The sequence below is a fragment of the Niveispirillum sp. KHB5.9 genome (assembly GCF_048066115.1).
Classification (GTDB): Bacteria; Pseudomonadota; Alphaproteobacteria; order Azospirillales; family Azospirillaceae; genus Niveispirillum.
Genome location: NZ_JBLTYX010000011.1, coordinates 42,160 through 59,574 on the forward strand (window position 1 = coordinate 42,160; position 17,415 = coordinate 59,574).

Genomic DNA, 17,415 nt, shown 5'->3' on the forward strand with positions numbered 1-17,415 from the left:
CTTCGCGGCGGATTGTTTCGTCCGCATTTTTAGCACGCTCGTTCGCGCGCTTCCACAACCCCGGTGGTAGGCCCGGTGGCGTGCGCATGGCCGCCCCTGCTTCGGTTGGCGTTGCGCCGGGCGGGGCGGGCGTTGCATTCTCCGCCCAACTTTGATGCCAAGGGCCGGACCCATGCAGGACTTCCTCTCCATCCATCCCGAAGTGGCGGCGGCGCTGAAGGCCGGCAAGGCCGTCGTGGCGCTGGAATCGACCGTGATCAGCCATGGCCTGCCCTATCCCGCCAATGTGGAGACGGCCAACGCCCTGGAAGCCGCGATCCGGGCGGAGGGGGCGGTGCCCGCCACCATCGCCGTGCTGGATGGCCGCATCCGTGTGGGCCTGGACGCCGATGACATCGAACGGCTGGCCCAGCCCGGCGTGCGCAAGGTCAGCCGCCGCGACCTGCCGGTAGCATTGGCCCAGGGTGCCGATGGCGCCACGACGGTGGCCGCCACCATGATCGGTGCGGCGCTCGCCGGCATTTCGGTGTTCGCCACCGGCGGCATCGGCGGCGTGCATCGCGGGGTGGAGACGACCTTGGACATCTCCGCTGACCTGGAGGAACTGGCCGCCACCGACGTGGCCGTGGTCTGTGCCGGGGCCAAGGCCATCCTGGACCTGCCGCGCACGCTGGAATATCTGGAAACCAAGGGCGTGCCGGTCATCGGTTTCGGCACCGACCGCTTCCCCGCCTTCTACACCGCCAGCCTGCCCCTGCCGGTCGATGGCCGCTGCGATTCGGCCGACGAGGTCGCGCGCGTGCTCCGTGCCAAGTGGCAGCTGGGCCTGGGTGGTGGCGTGGTCATCGGCGTGCCGATCCCGGATGATGCGGCGCTGGACGCCGAAGCGGTTGAAGCCGCCATCGCCCAGGCGGTGGGCGAGGCCCAGGCCAAGGACGTGCGCGGCAAGGCGCTGACGCCCTTCCTGCTGAAGCGGATGGAGGAACTGACCGGTGGTGCCAGCCTGGCCGCCAACCGCGCCCTGCTGCTGAACAACGCCCAGGTGGGGGCACGCATCGCCGTGGCCTATGCGCGGCAGAAGGGCGAGTTCGTCCTGCCCAAGAAGGTGGTCACGGCCAAGCGTCCGCCGGGGTATTGAGGGTGGCGGGGTTACCCCGCCACCCGCCCCGCCGCCGCCGTCAGATCGCGCAGCCGCTCCGCATCCTCGTCCCGCCACTGACCCGGCTTCAGGCGCCAGCCCCAGTTGCCGTCGGGCAGGCCGGGGACGTTCATGCGGCCTTCCGTGCCCATGCCCAGCACATCCTGCACCGGTGTGACCACCAGTTCGGAATTCACCCCCAGGGCGAAGCGGATGAAATCCCAGTGCAGCTCGCGCCCGTCACTGTTCAGATACGACCGGATGCGCTGCCCCAGCTCCCCGTCCAGCCCGCCGCGCGAGGCGACCCAGCCCAGGATCGTGTCATTGTCATGCGTGCCCGTATAGAACACGGAATGCGCTGAATACCGGCCCGGATCGTAATGCCAGGGCTCGAAATGGTCGCCCCATTCGAAGGGCAGCACCCGCATGCCGGGGAAGCCGAAATGGTCGCGCAGCCGTTCCACCTCCGGCGTGATCACGCCCAGATCCTCGGCGATGATCGGCAGTTCCCCGAACTTGTCGCGCAGTGACTGGAACAGCTCATACCCCGGTGCCGGCACCCAGCGGCCATTGATCGCCGTTTCCTCATGCGCCGGTATTTCCCAATAGGCCTCGAACCCCCGGAAATGGTCGATGCGGACCATGTCGACACTTTCCAGCGTCTTGGCGATGCGCCGGTGCCACCAGGCGAAACCGTCGGCCCGATGCGCGTCCCAGCGATAGAGCGGGTTGCCCCAGCGCTGGCCCGTCGCACTGAAATAATCGGGTGGCACGCCGGCGACGATGGTCGGCCGGCCCGATCCGTCCAGTTCGAACAGGTCGCGGCGCGACCAGACATCGGCACTGTCACCGGCCACGAAGATCGGGATGTCGCCCATGATGCGGATGCCGCGCCCGTTCGCATCCTTCTTCAGCGCCATCCATTGCCGGAAGAACAGGAACTGCTGCACCTTCACCTTCTTGATTTCGAAGGACAAGGTGTGCCGCGCCTCCCCGATGCCGATCGGATCGCGGCTGGCATAAAGCGCATTCCAGTCCAGCCAGGCCGCCCCGCCATGCTTGGCTTTCAACACGGTGTAGAGCGCGTAATCATCCAGCCATTCGGCATCGTTGCGCGCCCTGAACAGCTCGAAATCGCCCCATTCATCATCGCTGGACGGGCGCTTCAGGAAATCGCCGGCGACGATGTCCAGGGCCGCCAGCTTCGCCGCCGCGACCCCGTCATAATCCACCCGCTCCGCCTCGTTCCCCGGCAACCGTTCCAGCAGGACTTCATCCGCGAACCCGTCCGCCACCAGATCGTCGAAGCTGATCAGCAGCGGGTTGCCGGCGAAGCTGGACAGGGCGGAATAGGGGCTGTTGCCCAGGCTGGTGGGGGCCAGCGGCAGGATCTGCCACACGCTCTGCCCCGCCGCCTGCACCTGTTCCAGGAAGGCACGGGTCGCCGGCCCCATGTCGCCGATGCCATGCCCGCCGGGCAGCGAGGTCGGGTGCAACAGAAGGCCGCTGGCGCGCTGGATATTCATGGTCGGGCGGGTCTTTCCATGGGGCCGCAAGGGGCCGTGCGGCGCTATGATTTCGCAAGCCATGTTGCATTGCAACAGTTGCGCGCGGACACAGGGCTGTTACTCTCTCCTTGTGTACATTCTCACGGGGTGCCAGATGCCGGAATCGCCGCTGCCAAGGGGGATTGGCAAGCAGGGTGGACAGGCGGTGAAGACCGCGCTGGACCGGTTGTTCGACCATGTGAACCGGGTGATCCTGGCGCGCCAGCACCCGATCACCGGCCTGCTGCCGGCCAGCACCGCCGTCACCGTCCATGGCAACTATACCCATGCCTGGGTGCGCGATAACGTCTATTCGATCATCGGCCCCTGGGCCCTGTCGCTGGCCTATCGCCGCCGGGGCGACAGCGTGGCCCGCGCCCGCCTGCTGGAACAGAGCGTGGTGAAGACCATGCGCGGCCTGTTGCAGGCCATGATGCGCCAGGCGAACAAGGTGGAGCGGTTCAAGCAGACCCAGGCCCCGCTGGACAGCCTGCACGCCATCTATTCCGCCAGCACCGGAGAGGCGGTGGCGGCCGACGATGGCTGGGGCCATTTGCAGATCGATGCCACATCCCTGTTCCTGCTGATGCTGGCGCAGATGACGCGGTCGGGCATGTCGGTCATCTACACGATGGATGAGGTCAATTTCGTCCAGAACCTGGTGCATTATATCGGCCCCGCCTATCGCATCGCTGATTTCGGCATCTGGGAACGCGGACGCAAGATCAATGACGGCGCCGTCGAACTGAACGCCAGCTCCATCGGCATGGCCAAGGCCGCGATGGAGGCGATGCAGGGCCTGGACCTGTTCGGGGAGGATGGCGGACGTGTCGCCGTCATCCAGGCCGTCCCGGACGAGATCGCGCGGGCCCGCGCCACCGTTGAGGCTTTGCTGCCCCGCGAATCCGGATCGAAGGAAGTGGACGCGGCCACGCTGGGCATCATCGGGTGGCCGGCCTTCGCGGTCGACGCCCCCGATCTGGTGGAGCGCACCCGCAACGAGATCCTGACCAAGCTGGCCGGCCCCTATGGCTGCAAGCGCTTCCTGACCGACGGGCACCAGACGGTGATGGAGGATCATACCCGCCTGCATTACGAGGCGGGCGAGCTGGAGCGGTTCCGCGGCATCGAGAGCGAATGGCCGCTGTTCTACACCTATTTCTACGTCACCGCGCTTTTGACCGGTGACGCCCGCGATGCCGCCGCCTGGCGGGAAAAGCTGGAATGGCTGCTGGTGGAACGCGGTGGCGACGCCCTGCTGCCGGAACTGTTCATCGTCCCGGAAGAGGCGGTGGAGGCCGAACGCGCCAACCCCGGCAGCCAGAAGCGCGTACCCAACGAGAATGTGCCGCTCTTGTGGGCGCAGAGCCTGTTCATCATGGGCCTGCTGCTGGATGAAGGGTTCCTGGCCGCCGGCGACGTGGACCCGCTGAACCGCCGCGCCAAGCTGAAGCCCAAGCCGCCGGTGCCCCTGCGGCTGGTGGTGTTGGCGGAGGATGACAAGGTCCGCGCCCAGCTGAAGGAACAGGGTGTTTCCTGCCAGACCCTGGCCCAGGCCGGCGGGTCGATCAATATCTGCCATGTCGATGTGCTGGTCGGTGCGCTTGCCGAACTGGGACGGTGCGAGGCCTTGGGCCTGTCGGGCCGGCCGCCGCGCCGGCTGGGTACCTTGATCACCGCCTGCGGCTTCCGCTTCGCGGGCCAGCCAGCCGTGATCGTGCCGACCTTCGTGGATGAACAGGACGGTTTCTATTTCACCTATGATCACCGGTTCCTGGTCGATCGCTTGCTGTCTGAAATCGCCTATATCAACCGCACCTGGACCTTCACAAAGCCGCCCTTGCTGGTCTTCCCCGTGTCCAAGGGCATGGCGGCGGGCGAAGGCTTCGCGGAACTGGCGAAGACGCTCGCCGATCTGGTGGGCGGGCGCGTGCCCGATCTGGTGGTGCGCGGCAGCGACCTGATCGATGCCTATGCCGGTGCCCGCATCGTCGGGTTCGACGAGATCGCGCCGTCGTGCCCCGTCACCGCCCGGCCCGTGCGCGCCTGGGCCGGCGACGATGCCTTCGACTTCAAGGCCACCGCCCCCAGCGGAGAGGAGCGGCGGTATGTGGAGGAGGGGGACACGCCCTGGCTGGCCAAGTCGCTGGCGGGCGAACGCCGGGCCGACTGGCACCTGCTGATGCTGACCCTGCTCTGGGACCGGCAGGGCATGGACTTCATCACCGATGGCGGCGTGCCGCTGTGGCAGCGGGCGGAGGACCTGTACCGTGCCGCCGGCCATGCCGGCCGCTGGGACATCGTGCGCCCGCTGGCCTGGCTGCTGAACCGCCATGACGAGCGGCTGCAGGACGCGGTGAAGGAGATCGTGGTCCGGCAGAAGCATGTGATCCTGGGCGCCAGCACCGTGGATCGGCCGCTGGCCAATGCCGACATCTCCAACCGCCTGGCCACCATCGGCGGCGACCCCGCCACCTTGATGCTGCGCGAGGAGATGCTGCTGTTCTCCGGCACGCTGATCAAGGCCAGCCCGGAACTGTTCCGCTACACCCTCTCCCTGCGCCCCGCCGACCTGCTGGGCCTGCTGGTCCGCAGCGTGGGGCGGCAGCGCGGCCTGTCGGATGCGGCGGCTTTGGAGGTGCTGAAGGCCGAAGGGCCGCACGCCATCCTGACCCGGCTGCGCCGCCTGATCTCCCGCTGTCCCGGCATGACCGGGGATTTCTGCCTGCCCGTGCTGTCGCGCGGCAGTGCCGTGGGCAATCTGGAATTCGCCATGGAGGGGGATTACTGGACCGCCCCCATGCTGATCGGCGGCGACTGGTGGGGCTGGCGCGATACCACGGGCACGCTGCTGCCCGTGCCCGAGGCCTTCTTCCGCCGGGTCTGGGAACTGCTGCGCCACGGCGACGGGTTGATCATCGCCGATCCCAGCCATCAGGAAATGCGCCTGGACAGCGCCACGCTGCGCGCCGATCGCACGCCGGGCGAGCGCGACTTCGCGCGCGAGGTGGAGGCGCGGCTGGACCGCATCATGAACCCCGAATACCGGCAGTTGACGGTGGAGGCGCTGTGGGCCGTGTCGGAGATGCTGCTGGTGGATAGCACCGTCCGCCTGCCCGGCCTGATCTCCACCGACCGCATCATCGCCACCGCCGTGGCCCGCCACTGGCAGCAGCTGCATGCCGGTCAGGGCGATCCCAACGGGGCGGCGGCCTGGAAGGGCTTTTACAATTTGTCGCCGGTGAAGGCGGCGGAGCATTTCGCGGTGAGTGCGCTGGTGCTGGCGGGGCTGCAAGGGGCGGTGCCGGACGCGGCGTAGGGGTATGCGTCCTCTCCCGCTTGCGGGACCTCTGCGAAACTCTTGGGCACCATCGTTGCCATTCTTACTACCGTCACTCCGGCGAAGGCCGGGGCCCAGATCGTAGAGCAAGGCGCTTATCACTTGGGCCCCGGCCTTCGCCGGGGTGACGGTAGAAGGGGCTTCTACGGCAGTGCAAATCCCTTAACTTAGCGCCCATGGGCCTTCGCCGGGGTGACGGGGAGTTTTGTTGGTGCCCGGAAATCTCGTCTCCGCGACAATGCCTTGATTGACCGGGCGCCTGGCCGTCGGGGAAAGCTCTGTACAGCCTTCCCCATCCCGGTGCCCTGATGACCGCCCTCGTCTACCCCGTCCACACCTTCAACCGCATCGACACCGCCCCCGTCACCCTGACCGGCACCGCCGCAAGGCTGGAACCGCTGGGCATGGGGCATCTGGATGCACTGTGCGCGGTGGGGCTGGAGGGCGATATCTTCCGCTGGTATCCCACGCCGGTGCGCAGCCGGGACGAGATGGCGGCCTGGATCGGTTTCGCGCTGGCCGAACAGCAGGCGGGCCGCATGTTGCCCTTCGTCACCATCGAACAGGCGACGGGCCTTGTGGCCGGCTCCACCCGATACCTCGCCATCGACCGCGCCAACCGGCATGTGGAGATCGGCTTCACCTGGCTGGGCAAGGGGTTCCAGCGTTCCGGTGTCAACCGCGACGCCAAGCTTCTGATGCTGTCCCACGCGTTCGACGCCTGGGGCTGCATCCGGGTGGAGTTCAAGACCGACAGCAACAATATCCAGTCGCGCACGGCGCTGGCCGGCATCGGCGCGGTGGAGGAAGGCACCTTCCGCAACCATGTCGTCCGCGCCGATGGCAGCCTGCGCCACAGCGTCTATTTCTCCATCACCGACAGCGAATGGCCGTCGGTGCGGGAGCGGCTGGCGGGGGCGTAACCCCCTACCGCACCACGATCGTCTGCGCCGACTGCACCAGCTCCGCCGCACTGATGTTCTTGGGCGGCTTCTGCAGCCCCGCCGCACAGCCCGGCCGCGCGTCCAGCTGCGCGATCCAGCGCGACAGGTGGGGCAGATCGTCGATGGGCACGCCCGACCAGTCATGGGTGCGGGCCCAGCACCAGTTGGCGATATCGGCGATGGAGAAATCGCCGGCCAGGAACTCATGCTCCTTCAAATGCCCGTCCAGCACGGTCAGCAGGCGCTTGGCCTCCTTCTGGTACCGATCGATGGCCGGCTGGATCTTTTCCGGGAAGTAGCGGTGGAAGACGTTGGCTTGGCCCATCATCGGCCCCACGCCGCCCATCTGGAACATCAGCCATTGCAGCACGCGGGACCGGCCCTTGGCGTCGGCCGGCATCAGGCGGCCGGTCTTTTCCGCCAGATAGATCATGATGGCGCCCGATTCGAACACGGTGAAGTCTTCGGCCCGGTCCACGATCACCGGGATGCGGCCATTGGGATTCATGGCCAGGAACCAGGGTTCCTTCTGCTCATTCTTCGACAGCGACACGAGATGGACGTTGTAGGGCAGCTCCAGCTCCTCCAGCGTGCAGGAGGCCTTGTGCCCGTTGGGCGTGGCGGCGGTGTAGAGGTCGATCATGGCATCTCTCCCGATGGTCTTTGTCCCATCATGCCCCTCCCGGCGCCGGCGTCAAACCCCGCCGGTGCCTCACCCCGCACATCGGACAGGTTTACATATCCGCAAAATTGCAGGACCCTTCCCTGAACCCCGTCGCAGGAGGCGCAGATGATCGGTCGCTGGCTGGCCTTGTCCCTGGCCCTGCTGCTGCCCCCGGCGGCGCATGCCCTGGCGCAGGAGACGATCCCCGATCTGTTGCCCGAGATCGTGGTGGAGGCACCCGGCGAGGCGCAGCTGCAGGGGTTCGTGGGCGAGGCGCTGTCGCATAGCCACAAGAAGCAGCTGGCCCGCTGGCACCGGCCGATCTGCGCCACGCTGCGCGGTTTTGTCGGCGGCCAGGAGCAGCGTTTCGCCCGGCGCCTGCAGGAGGCCGCCGCCATCGCGGGTCTGGAACAGGCGCCCGCCGGCTGCCGGCCCAATGTCATCGTCCTGCTGACCAACGATCCCGACCGGCTGGTCGATCTGATGCTGGTCAAGCATGCCCGGATATTCGCCCCCGCCCCCCTGTCGGCGGTGCGCAGGGACCTGGGTCGCGGCGGGGCGGCGCGTTTCTGGTACCTGACCATTTCCAACAATGCCCAGGGCAATACGCCGGACATCATGGACGTGTCCGGCACTTCGGTCGCCAGCCTGATGCGGGTGGCGCCGGGCAACGCCTCGCGCATCGGCATGGCCACGCGGGCCGATATGTTCCGCTCCCTGGTGGTGCTGGATGAAAAGGGCCTGCGCGGTCTGCCGCTGGAGGCCGTGGCCGACCATGTGGCCCTGCGCCTGCTGGGCCGCATCGATGAGACGGAGCGCACACCCGTGCCCAGCGTGCTGAACCTGTTCCAGCCGGGCGGGTTCCGCCCCATGGCGATGACCGACTGGGACCGGGCCCTGCTGCGTGAGCTTTATACGGCTCCGGTTGGCGCCGACGCCGATCGCCAGCGCCGGCAGATTGCCCGCCGCCTGGTCGAAACGGCCGGGGACGCAAAGCAATGAGCCTGTCTTTGCCGGGCGGCTTCCGGTTCGTCTCCCCCCTGCGCGATGGCGCCCGGCGCCTGCTGGACCTTGTCCTGCCGCCGCGTTGCTTGTCCTGCGGGGAAGAGGTGGGGGTGGCGGGTGCGCTGTGCGCCGGCTGCTGGCAGGGGATTTCCTTCATCGCCGCCCCGCATTGTGCCCGCTGCGGCCTGCCCTTCGATTACGACCCGACGGGGGAGGGGACGGGCAATCTGGTCTGCGGCGCCTGTCTGGCAAGGCCGCCGAACTTCGACCGCTGCCGCTCGGTTTTCGCCTATGACGATGCCAGCCGGTCGCTGCTGCTGGGGTTCAAGCATGGCGACCGCACCGATTGCGCGCCAGCCTTCGCGCAATGGCTGGCGCGGGCCGGGGCGGGTCTGCTGGCCGATGGCGACGTGATCATCGCCCCGGTGCCGCTGCATCGCTGGCGCCTGTTGAAGCGGCGGTACAACCAGTCGGCCCTGCTGGCGCTGGAACTGGGGCGGCTGACGGGCCGGCCCGTGCTGCCCGACCTGCTGATCCGCCGCCGCGCCACGCCCAGCCAGGGCGGGCTGACGGCCAAGGGCCGGGCCCGCAATGTGGAGGGCGCCTTCGTCCTGAACCCACGCTGGCGCGACAAGGCGAAGGATGCCCGCATCCTGCTGGTCGATGACGTCTTCACTACGGGTGCCACCGTGGGCGAATGCGCCCGCGCGCTTCGCCGGGGCGGGGTGCGGGCGGTGGATGTGCTGACCCTGGCCCGTGTGGTGCGGCCGGTGATTCTGGATGAGGTGGGCGAAGCTGGCTGATCCAACCCTGTCCCCAGGGCGCTGAGCGCCGGGCAAGGGTGCCCTGCAACGCTTCGATCTTTGCCACATGCCCCGGCATGTTCATATTATGGTCAGCGAACCGTCACTCATGCGAGGGAACCCAGCACCATGTCCGCGCCCAAGGTCGAGATCTATACCAGCCCCTGGTGCGGCTACTGCACCCGCGCCAAGAGCCTGCTGGACCGCAAGGGCGTGGATTATATCGAGATCGACGTGATGGCCGAACCGGCCCGCCGGTCGGAGATGACCGACCGCGCCGGTGGCCGCACCAGCGTGCCGCAGGTCTTCATCGACGGGCAGCATATCGGCGGCTGCGACGATACCCATGCCCTGGACCGCGCCGGCAAGCTGGACTCCATGCTGGGCATCGGGGCCTGACCCGCATGACCGACACGCTGCGCGCCGCCCTGGTCCAGGTCAATGCCGGGCCGGAGATTCTGCCCAATCTGGAACAGGCCGGCATCTTCGTCCGCCAGGCCGTGGCGCAGGGTGCGCAACTGGTCTGCCTGCCCGAGAATGTTTCCCTGATGGCGCAGGGGCGGGAGAAGATCCTGGCCAGGGTGAAGCCGGAGGATACCCATCCCGGCGTGCCCTTCTTCCGCGATCTGGCGCGGGAAACCGGCGCCTGGATCATGACCGGTACCTTGGGATGCCTGTTGCCCGACGGGCGCGTGGCCAACCGCGCCTTCGTGATCAGCCCGGAAGGCGAGATCACCGCCCGGTATGACAAGATCCACATGTTCGACGTGGATCTGGCCGGTGGCGAAAGCTATCGCGAAAGCGCCACCTACCGCCCCGGTGAACAGGCGGTGGTCGCCCCCACGCCCTGGGGCGGGCTGGGGATGAGCATCTGTTACGATGTGCGCTTCGCCTATCTCTACCGCGCCCTGGCCAAGGCCGGCGCCAGTCTGATCACCGTTCCCGCCGCCTTCACCGTGCCCACGGGTCGGGCGCATTGGCATGTGCTGCTGCGCGCCCGCGCCATCGAGACGGGGTGCTTCATCCTGGCCCCGGCCCAGACCGGAACCCATGATGGCGGCCGTGGCACCTATGGCCATTCCGTGATCATCAGCCCCTGGGGCGAGGTGCTGGCCGATGCCGGGGAGGAACCGGGCGTGGTGATCGCCGACCTGGACCTGTCCAAGGTGCAAGAGGCCCGCCGCATGGTGCCAAGCCTGGGTCATGACCGCAGCTTCGCGGGTCCGTGATCTTGGCTCAGCGCTGGAAAATCACCGTCGAGTTCAATGGCACGCCCTTCCTGGGCTGGCAGCGCCAGGACCATGGCCCTTCCGTCCAGGGTTGCCTGGAAGAGGCGGTGACGCGGTTTTCGCAGGAGAAGGTGACGGTGCATGCCGCCGGCCGCACCGACAGCGGCGTGCATGCCACCGGCATGGTGGCCAGCTTCGACCTGGAAAAGCCGGTCAGCGCCGACAAGGTGCGCGACGCGCTGAACTATCACCTGAAGCCCAACCCCATCGCCGTGCTGAAGGCCGAAGCGATGGAGGGTGATTTCCACGCCCGTTTCACCTGCATTGGCCGCTCCTATCTCTACCGCATCACCAACCGCCGATCTCCGTTGGCGCTGGATGCCGGCCGGTCCTGGCTGGTCTCCCACCCGCTGGATGCCGACGCCATGCACATGGCCGCCCAGCGCCTGATCGGCAAACATGATTTCAGCAGCTTCCGCGCCTCGCTCTGCCAGGCGGCCAGCCCGGTGAAGACCCTGGCCGAACTGTCGGTCAGTCGGGAGGGGGAGGAGGTGCGGATCATCGCCCGCGCCCGGTCCTTCCTGCACCATCAGGTGCGCAACATGGTCGGCACCCTGAAGATGGTGGGGGAGGGGCGCTGGACCGCCGACGATGTGTCGGCCGCCCTGGAGGCGCGCAACCGCGCCGCCGCCGGCCAGACGGCGCCGTCGGATGGGCTCTATTTCACCCGCGCCTATTATCCCGGTGACGAGTTCCCTGAGCCCATGACCGACGGCCCCAGTGCCCCATCCTCCACCAGCGGATAGGTGGCAGCGCCCGGCAGCTGGTAGTGCCACCATTCGAAGGCGTAATGCTGCCAGCCCGCTGCCGCCATGATGCCCAGCAGCAGCGACCGGTTGCGCTGGGCCTCCACCGGAATGGTCGTGTCGGCATGGAAGGCGATGGGCCGCATATCGTCGAAATCGGTGCCCATCTCCAGCATTGTGCCATCGGGTAATGCCAGGGTCAGGTCCACGGCCACGCCGCGTCCATGGCTGGACCCGATGCGCGGATCGGCGATGAAGGTCGGGTCGGGCAGGGCGTTCCACAGCGCCCATTGCGCCGCCGGTGGCCGATAGCCGTCGAAGATGCGCAGCCGCAACCCCTGTGCCGCCGCCAGCCGGATCGACCGTGCCAGTGCCGCGGCGGCCTCGGGATGCAGCAGGCAGAGCGGCCGCGCGAAGATCGGCCTTCCCGTCAGATTGTCGGCCGTGGCATAGCGAAGGTCGAGATCGACATCGAAATCCGGCGGGGCGATGGTCACGAACCGCATGGGGAACCCTTGTTGTTGCTGTCGAGACCTTATACCAACAGCATGAGACTTCGGCTCGTGCTGTTGGAGGCCGGCGACTGCCGGCCCGCGACCACGTGGTCGCACAAGCCAAGCCGCCGGATGGCGGCGCCCGGCGTTTGAGGGAACATGAAGCGAAGCGGAATACGCCAATGATCACGCTTGGCCTGGATACGGCGACCAGCGCCTGTGCCGTTGCCCTGTGGGACGCCGCATCGGGCCGGACCCTGGCCGTGCGCGCGGAAACCATGCAGCGCGGCCTGGCGGAAAAGCTGGTGCCAATGGTGCAGGACACGCTGGCGGAAGCCGGGGTCAGCTTCGCGCAACTGTCGCGCATCGGCGTCACCGTGGGGCCGGGCACCTTCACCGGCCTGCGTATCGGTCTGGCCGCCGCACGCGGCTTCGCGCTGGCTGCCGGTTGCCCCCTGGTGGGGGTGACGACGCTGGAGGCCGCCACTACCGGCCTGGACGAGCATGCCCGGAGCGGCCGCACCCTGCTGGCCGCCATCGAAAGCCGGCGGGACGACCTGTTCCTGCAGCCCTTTGCCGCCGGCCTGTCGCCGCTGGCGGAGCCAGCGGACGTGCTGCCCCCCGACCTGCCCGCCTATGCGGCGGCCCACCTGCCCGCCGGCCCCCTGCTGATCGTCGGCGACGCGGCCGCCCGCGCGGCGGCGGCCCTGGGTGCCTGGGCGGGGGATGTGCAGGTGGTGGAAACGACGGGTGCGGCGGAAGCCCTGGCCACCGCCCGCATCGCGGCGGCTCAGGATGCGGCCGGCATCGCGGCGCGCGTGGCCGATCCCTTCTATCTGCGTCCGCCCGACGTCACCCTGCCCAAGCAGGGGTGAGGGGCATGGCGGACATGGTGGACATGGTGGACATCCTTCCCGCCGGTCTGGCCCATGCGCGTGTGCTGGCGGCCCTGCACGCGGTGGCTTTTGCCGACCCGGCCTTGTCGGGCCCCGCCTGGGACGAAGGTGCCTTCGCGTCGCTGCTGGCCACGCCGGGGGTGGAAGGCTTCATCCTGACCCTGGAAGGGGAGCCCGTGGCCCTGTCGCTCTGGCGCCATGTGCTGGACGAGGCGGAGCTGCTGACCATCGGCGCCATCCCCGACGCGCGCGGCCGGGGGCTGGGCGGCACTCTGCTGCGCCATGGCCTGGCGCATCTGGCGGGGCTGGGCGTGACCCGGGTCTTCCTAGAAGTCGCGGTTACAAATACAGCCGCGATCCGAGTCTATGCTTCCGCAGGCTTCACGAATGCCGGAAGGCGGCGCGGTTATTATCGACATCGTGAACAATCGATTGACGCGGACGTCATGGTGACTGATCTGGCGTAGCCCGGATTGGTTAAGGCTTCTTGACCAAAAGCCGCTGAACCCCCTCCGGACTCGCGGGATTCTCCGGTTGCGGATCGGCAACGATGTAGCCGTGTTCACGTAGGGAAGCCGGAACATTGCGAGAGGGCTCGCCAAAATTCATTCGTACTTCAATGGTTTGCCCGGAATGCATCCGCTCGACGGCAAGTTTTGTGCGGACGAATGTCATGGGACAGACAAGAGTGGTTATGTCAAGGAACTGGTCTGGTATGTTTGTCACGATGATCGATTCCTTTGATATCGTACCAAATCGATATTGCATGGTGTTGAAATACGACTTATATCACGATCGAGTTTCTTGGTTGGAGCAATGATACATGAGCAACGCATCCTCCTCGCCCGAACTTTTGTCTCTCACGACCGAAATCGTCGCGGCCCATGTTTCCAACAATACAGTCGCAATCAACGATCTTGCGTCGTTGATTGAGCAGGTTTACCGCACGTTGGCCAACATCGGCACAGAGCCGGTGGTGCAGAGCGAGAAGCCGCAGCCGGCCGTCGCCATCAAGAAGTCGGTGACCCCCGAATATATTATCTGTCTGGAAGATGGGAAGAAGCTGAAAATGCTGAAGCGCCATCTGAAGACCGCCTACAACATGTCGCCGGAAGAATACCGCGACCGTTGGGGCCTGCCGCCGGATTATCCGATGGTCGCGCCGAACTATGCCAAGCAGCGTTCGCGTCTGGCCAAGCAGATCGGTCTGGGTACCCGCGCCCGCCGCGCCGGTGAGGACGAGTAAGTTTCTATCCCGCCATCGGGCGGGTTGGGTTGAGGGGGAAGGGGGCGGCCAACGGGTCGCCCCCTTTCTCGTTTGGAGCCCCTCAACCAATGTGATTTGTGCATGGCACCGCTTCATACCTACCCGCAGACCCCCTAGGTCTTTGAAAGTTGCGGGACATGGGCATGAAACTTTCGTGATCGACCCGCGCATTGTGACACAGTGGGTTGACCCGCCTGCAGCAGTTCGTGTTATGCCAATGGTCGAAGGCGGCGACCGTCACGCCCGATGAACCCGTGAAAGACGGGACAGGGGACGGGGATGGTTGCGGGCGTTCCCCCGTGCCGGCTACCCAGAATATGTGAGAGCATGGCTGACATCATTTCCACCGATGCCCTGATTTCCGGCGAACTTCGTGCCGGCAATCTGGAGGTTCGTCTGGCGGATACCGCCGCCGAGGTCGCTGCCGCCCAGCGCCTGCGCTACCGTGTCTTCTATGAGGAGATGGCGGCCAAGCCCACGCCGGAGATGGCGGCCCAGCGGCGCGACTTCGATATGTTCGACGGGTTGTGCGATCACCTGCTGGTCATCGACCACAGCCTGGGTGGCGGCGTCGATGCCGTGGTCGGCACCTATCGCCTGATCCGTCGCGCCACCGCGGCCCGCGCCGGCTCCTTCTACTCGTCCGACGAATACGACATCTCCCGGATCGAGGAATATCCGGGTGAGGTGCTGGAACTGGGCCGGTCCTGCGTCGACCTGGCCTATCGCAGCCGCGGCACGATGCAGCTGCTGTGGCGCGGCATCGCCGCCTATTCCGCGCATTACGACATCAAGCTGATGTTCGGCTGTGCCAGCCTGCCGGGCACCGACCCCAAGGCCCTGGCCCTGCCGCTTTCTTACCTCTACTACCATCATCTGGCGCCGCCGGCCCTGCGCCCCGTGGCGCTGCCGCACCGCTATGTCGAGATGGCGATGATGGACGAACATGACATCGACCCCCGCCGCGGCATCAACGAGGTGCCGGCCCTGATCAAGGGGTACCTGCGGGTGGGTGGTTTCGTGGGCGAGGGGGCGGTGGTCGACCATCAGTTCAACACCACCGACGTCTCCATCGTCGTGAAGACCGACATGATCACCGACAAGTACCTGCGCCATTACGAGCGCCGGGGTTCGTCGCTGATCTGATCCCAGGAACTGCGGAGCGACGGGCGGCTAGGCATGGATATCGGCTCGACGCTGCTGGGACTGTCGCGGTTGACGGTCTATGCGCTGTTCACCCTGGCTCTGATCCCGGTGCAGATTGTGCTGCTGCGCCTGTCGCCGCAGGCGGGGGCCACGCGCTTTCCCCGCTTCTATCACCGGGTCTGCTGCCGCATCCTGGGGCTGGAGGTGGTGGTCAGGGGTGTGCCGGCCGACGGAAGGTCGGTGCTGTTCATCGCCAACCATTCCTCCTATCTGGACATCCCCGTCCTGGGTTCCGTCCTGCCGGTCAGCTTCATCGCCAAGGCGGAGGTCAGTGGCTGGGCCGGGTTCGGCCTGCTGGCACGGCTGCAGCGCACGGTGTTCGTGGACCGCACGGCCCGGCACAAGGCCGATGAACAGCGCGACACGATCCAGGGAAGGCTGCAATCCGGTGACAATCTGGTGCTGTTCCCGGAAGGGACCAGCAGCGACGGCAACCGCACCCTGCCGTTCAAGACGGCCCTGTTCGCCGTCGCCTCCACCCGCATCGCGGAAAGGCCCCTGACGGTACAGCCGGTCAGCGTCACCGCCACGCATCTGGACGGCATTCCCCTGGGCCATGTCTGGCGCCAGCTCTATGCCTGGTATGGCGACATGGAACTGCCGCCGCATCTGTGGCGTGCGGTGCGCGCCGGCCGGCTGCGCGTGACCGTGGAATTCCACCCGGCCCAGTCGCTGGAAACGGCCGGTTCGCGCAAGGCCCTGGCGGAGATCTGCTGGCAGTCGGTGGCCGGCGGCGTGGAACGCGCCGTTACCGGGCGTGCCGCCTGATCACCCCTCGCGCCGCCGTTTCAGCAGCACATAATAGGCCCCCCCGCCGCCATGCTGGGGCTGCGCCTGATGCACGGACAGCACCAGCCGCCCCACCTCCGCCTCGCGCAGCCAGCGCGGCACGGACAGGCGCAGCACGCCCTCGCCGCGCGGCATCTGCCCCTTGCCGGTGATCACCAGCACCATGCGCCGCCCGGCGGCATGCGACCGGCGGATGAAGCCGATCAGCGCGTCATGCGCTTCGCTCTGGGTCATGCCGTGCAGGTCGACGCGCGCATCGATGCCCATGCGGCCCTTGCGCACCTTCTCGTCCGTGCGCTTGTCCACCCCGGCCACCCGGCCCAGGGGGGAGGGAGCCAGTTGCACATTGACCCGTGCCTTTTCCGCCACCGGCACGGCGCGCAGCAGTTCGGCCAGCCGCTCAGCCGGCACCTTGATGGCGGGGGCCGCTTCCATTGCCCGTGGGGCGGGCGCCGGTGCCGGCGCGACAGGGGCTGCGGCAGGCACTTTCTTGGGCGGTGGCGTCTTGCGGTTCTTGGAGACGAGAGGGGCCGCATCGCGGACCACATTATGCCACAGCGCCAGTTCGTCCGCCGTCGGCAGTTTGGGACGGCGTCCGCTCATGGTGCACCCGCCGCGCCCTGGGGGGGCGCGCCATCATCGGCATATGGGGGCGGTCGGCGGAACAAGTCAGGGCCTTCACAGGACAGGAGGATCGGCAGCAGGTAGCATCCATGGCCCCGCCGGGCAATGGAAGCCGGGACATGGGTTCCATCCGCTGGGGGAAAACAGAAGCCTGCTCAGGGCTGCAACTGCCGGGGCAGGGCGCCCAGCTTCTCCGTGAAATGCCGGCCCAGATCACCCAGGGTCACCTTCTCCAACCGCGCCAGCAGCACGGCCTTGGCCTCCACCAGTGCCATATCCAGTGCGCCATTGACCGCCTGTTCCACCAGGCAGTCGGGATTGTCGACTGACGGGCCCAGCGCGAACAGCTGCGGTTCGTCCAGGGCGCGATAGATGTCCAGCAGGCTGATCTCGTCCAGCGTACGCGCCAGCACCCAGCCGCCGCCATGCCCCTTTTCCGACCGGACCAGCCCGTGCCGGCGCAGGCCACCCATGGTCCGCCGCACGACCACCGGGTTGGTGTTCAGCATCCGGGCCAGCATCTCCGACGTCGCCGCCCCCGCCAGCCGGTCCATATGGACCAGGGCGTGCAGCATGCGGGAAAGGCGGCTGTCATGGCGCATGCCTCTGCATAGCGCAGCGCCAGTCACGTAACAAGCGGAGTTGCGAAACCCGACGATCTGT

At 67.2% G+C, this 17,415-nt stretch carries 19 protein-coding genes; 13 read left to right on the forward strand and 6 right to left on the reverse strand.

Going from position 1 to position 17,415, the window contains the following annotated elements:
• Nucleotides 1-172 precede the first annotated feature (172 nt).
• Nucleotides 173-1,138, forward strand: coding sequence for a pseudouridine-5'-phosphate glycosidase (locus ACM9HJ_RS17965; protein ID WP_416573138.1), 966 nt, complete (start codon nt 173-175; stop codon nt 1,136-1,138).
• An 11-nt stretch (nt 1,139-1,149) separates the two neighbouring features.
• On the opposite strand, the gene malQ is transcribed toward ACM9HJ_RS17965, so the two are convergent.
• On the reverse strand, nt 1,150-2,727 hold the full coding sequence (malQ, locus tag ACM9HJ_RS17970; protein WP_416573139.1) for a 4-alpha-glucanotransferase: 1,578 nt from the start codon (nt 2,725-2,727) through the stop codon (nt 1,150-1,152).
• Nucleotides 2,728-2,800: 73 nt separating this feature from the next.
• On the opposite strand from malQ, the gene ACM9HJ_RS17975 reads away from it, so the two are divergent.
• A complete protein-coding gene (locus ACM9HJ_RS17975) occupies nt 2,801-6,004 on the forward strand; it encodes a glycoside hydrolase family 15 protein (RefSeq protein WP_416573140.1) in 3,204 nt (1,067 codons plus the stop codon).
• A gap of 329 nt (nt 6,005-6,333) precedes the next feature.
• Entirely contained in the window at nt 6,334-6,948 is a 615-nt protein-coding gene (locus ACM9HJ_RS17980; RefSeq protein WP_416573141.1) for a GNAT family N-acetyltransferase, read from the forward strand.
• Between the two features lie 4 nt (nt 6,949-6,952).
• On the opposite strand, the gene ACM9HJ_RS17985 is transcribed toward ACM9HJ_RS17980, so the two are convergent.
• Entirely contained in the window at nt 6,953-7,612 is a 660-nt protein-coding gene (locus ACM9HJ_RS17985) for a glutathione S-transferase family protein (RefSeq protein ID WP_416573142.1), read from the reverse strand.
• A 147-nt stretch (nt 7,613-7,759) separates the two neighbouring features.
• Here ACM9HJ_RS17985 and ACM9HJ_RS17990 point away from each other — a divergent pair, with 147 nt between their 5' ends.
• From ACM9HJ_RS17990 to truA, 5 genes are all read left to right on the forward strand, one after another.
• On the forward strand, nt 7,760-8,635 hold the full coding sequence (locus tag ACM9HJ_RS17990; protein WP_416573143.1) for a hypothetical protein: 876 nt from the start codon (nt 7,760-7,762) through the stop codon (nt 8,633-8,635).
• The gene (locus tag ACM9HJ_RS17995) at nt 8,632-9,441 is read left to right on the forward strand and encodes a double zinc ribbon domain-containing protein (RefSeq protein WP_416573144.1); all 810 of its coding nucleotides are present in this window, start codon (nt 8,632-8,634) and stop codon (nt 9,439-9,441) included. Before ACM9HJ_RS17990 ends, ACM9HJ_RS17995 begins: the two co-directional genes overlap by 4 nt.
• A 129-nt stretch (nt 9,442-9,570) precedes the next feature.
• Complete coding sequence (grxC, locus tag ACM9HJ_RS18000) at nt 9,571-9,840, forward strand: glutaredoxin 3 (RefSeq protein WP_416573145.1); 270 nt, start codon at nt 9,571-9,573, stop codon at nt 9,838-9,840.
• A gap of 5 nt (nt 9,841-9,845) precedes the next feature.
• The gene (locus tag ACM9HJ_RS18005; protein WP_416573146.1) at nt 9,846-10,670 is read left to right on the forward strand and encodes a carbon-nitrogen hydrolase family protein; all 825 of its coding nucleotides are present in this window, start codon (nt 9,846-9,848) and stop codon (nt 10,668-10,670) included.
• Between the two features lie 2 nt (nt 10,671-10,672).
• Nucleotides 10,673-11,476: a tRNA pseudouridine(38-40) synthase TruA gene (truA, locus tag ACM9HJ_RS18010; protein ID WP_416573147.1), complete on the forward strand. Its 804-nt coding sequence runs from the start codon at nt 10,673-10,675 to the stop codon at nt 11,474-11,476.
• Here the strand turns inward: truA and ddpX are convergent.
• On the reverse strand, nt 11,407-11,982 hold the full coding sequence (ddpX, locus tag ACM9HJ_RS18015; RefSeq protein WP_416573148.1) for a D-alanyl-D-alanine dipeptidase: 576 nt from the start codon (nt 11,980-11,982) through the stop codon (nt 11,407-11,409). The two genes, truA and ddpX, sit on opposite strands and share 70 nt — an antisense overlap.
• Before the next feature lie 170 nt (nt 11,983-12,152).
• Here ddpX and tsaB point away from each other — a divergent pair, with 170 nt between their 5' ends.
• Nucleotides 12,153-12,845 carry a tRNA (adenosine(37)-N6)-threonylcarbamoyltransferase complex dimerization subunit type 1 TsaB gene (gene tsaB / locus ACM9HJ_RS18020; protein ID WP_416573149.1) on the forward strand — a complete coding sequence of 231 codons (693 nt, stop codon included), beginning with the start codon at nt 12,153-12,155 and terminating at the stop codon, nt 12,843-12,845.
• A 5-nt stretch (nt 12,846-12,850) separates the two neighbouring features.
• Nucleotides 12,851-13,333: a GNAT family N-acetyltransferase gene (locus ACM9HJ_RS18025; RefSeq protein ID WP_416573150.1), complete on the forward strand. Its 483-nt coding sequence runs from the start codon at nt 12,851-12,853 to the stop codon at nt 13,331-13,333.
• Between the two features lie 10 nt (nt 13,334-13,343).
• On the opposite strand, the gene ACM9HJ_RS18030 is transcribed toward ACM9HJ_RS18025, so the two are convergent.
• Nucleotides 13,344-13,634, reverse strand: coding sequence for a sulfurtransferase TusA family protein (locus ACM9HJ_RS18030; RefSeq protein WP_416573151.1), 291 nt, complete (start codon nt 13,632-13,634; stop codon nt 13,344-13,346).
• A gap of 55 nt (nt 13,635-13,689) precedes the next feature.
• Here ACM9HJ_RS18030 and ACM9HJ_RS18035 point away from each other — a divergent pair, with 55 nt between their 5' ends.
• From ACM9HJ_RS18035 to ACM9HJ_RS18045, 3 genes are all read left to right on the forward strand, one after another.
• Entirely contained in the window at nt 13,690-14,112 is a 423-nt protein-coding gene (locus tag ACM9HJ_RS18035) for a MucR family transcriptional regulator (protein WP_416573152.1), read from the forward strand.
• Nucleotides 14,113-14,460: 348 nt separating this feature from the next.
• Nucleotides 14,461-15,279 carry a GNAT family N-acetyltransferase gene (locus tag ACM9HJ_RS18040; protein ID WP_416573153.1) on the forward strand — a complete coding sequence of 273 codons (819 nt, stop codon included), beginning with the start codon at nt 14,461-14,463 and terminating at the stop codon, nt 15,277-15,279.
• 33 nt (nt 15,280-15,312) lie between these two features.
• Entirely contained in the window at nt 15,313-16,107 is a 795-nt protein-coding gene (locus tag ACM9HJ_RS18045; RefSeq protein WP_416573154.1) for a lysophospholipid acyltransferase family protein, read from the forward strand.
• Here the strand turns inward: ACM9HJ_RS18045 and ACM9HJ_RS18050 are convergent, their stop codons facing one another.
• Nucleotides 16,108-16,731, reverse strand: coding sequence for a Smr/MutS family protein (locus ACM9HJ_RS18050; RefSeq protein WP_416573155.1), 624 nt, complete (start codon nt 16,729-16,731; stop codon nt 16,108-16,110).
• A gap of 176 nt (nt 16,732-16,907) precedes the next feature.
• Nucleotides 16,908-17,354 carry an Rrf2 family transcriptional regulator gene (locus ACM9HJ_RS18055; RefSeq protein ID WP_416573156.1) on the reverse strand — a complete coding sequence of 149 codons (447 nt, stop codon included), beginning with the start codon at nt 17,352-17,354 and terminating at the stop codon, nt 16,908-16,910.
• Nucleotides 17,355-17,415: the final 61 nt, after the last annotated feature.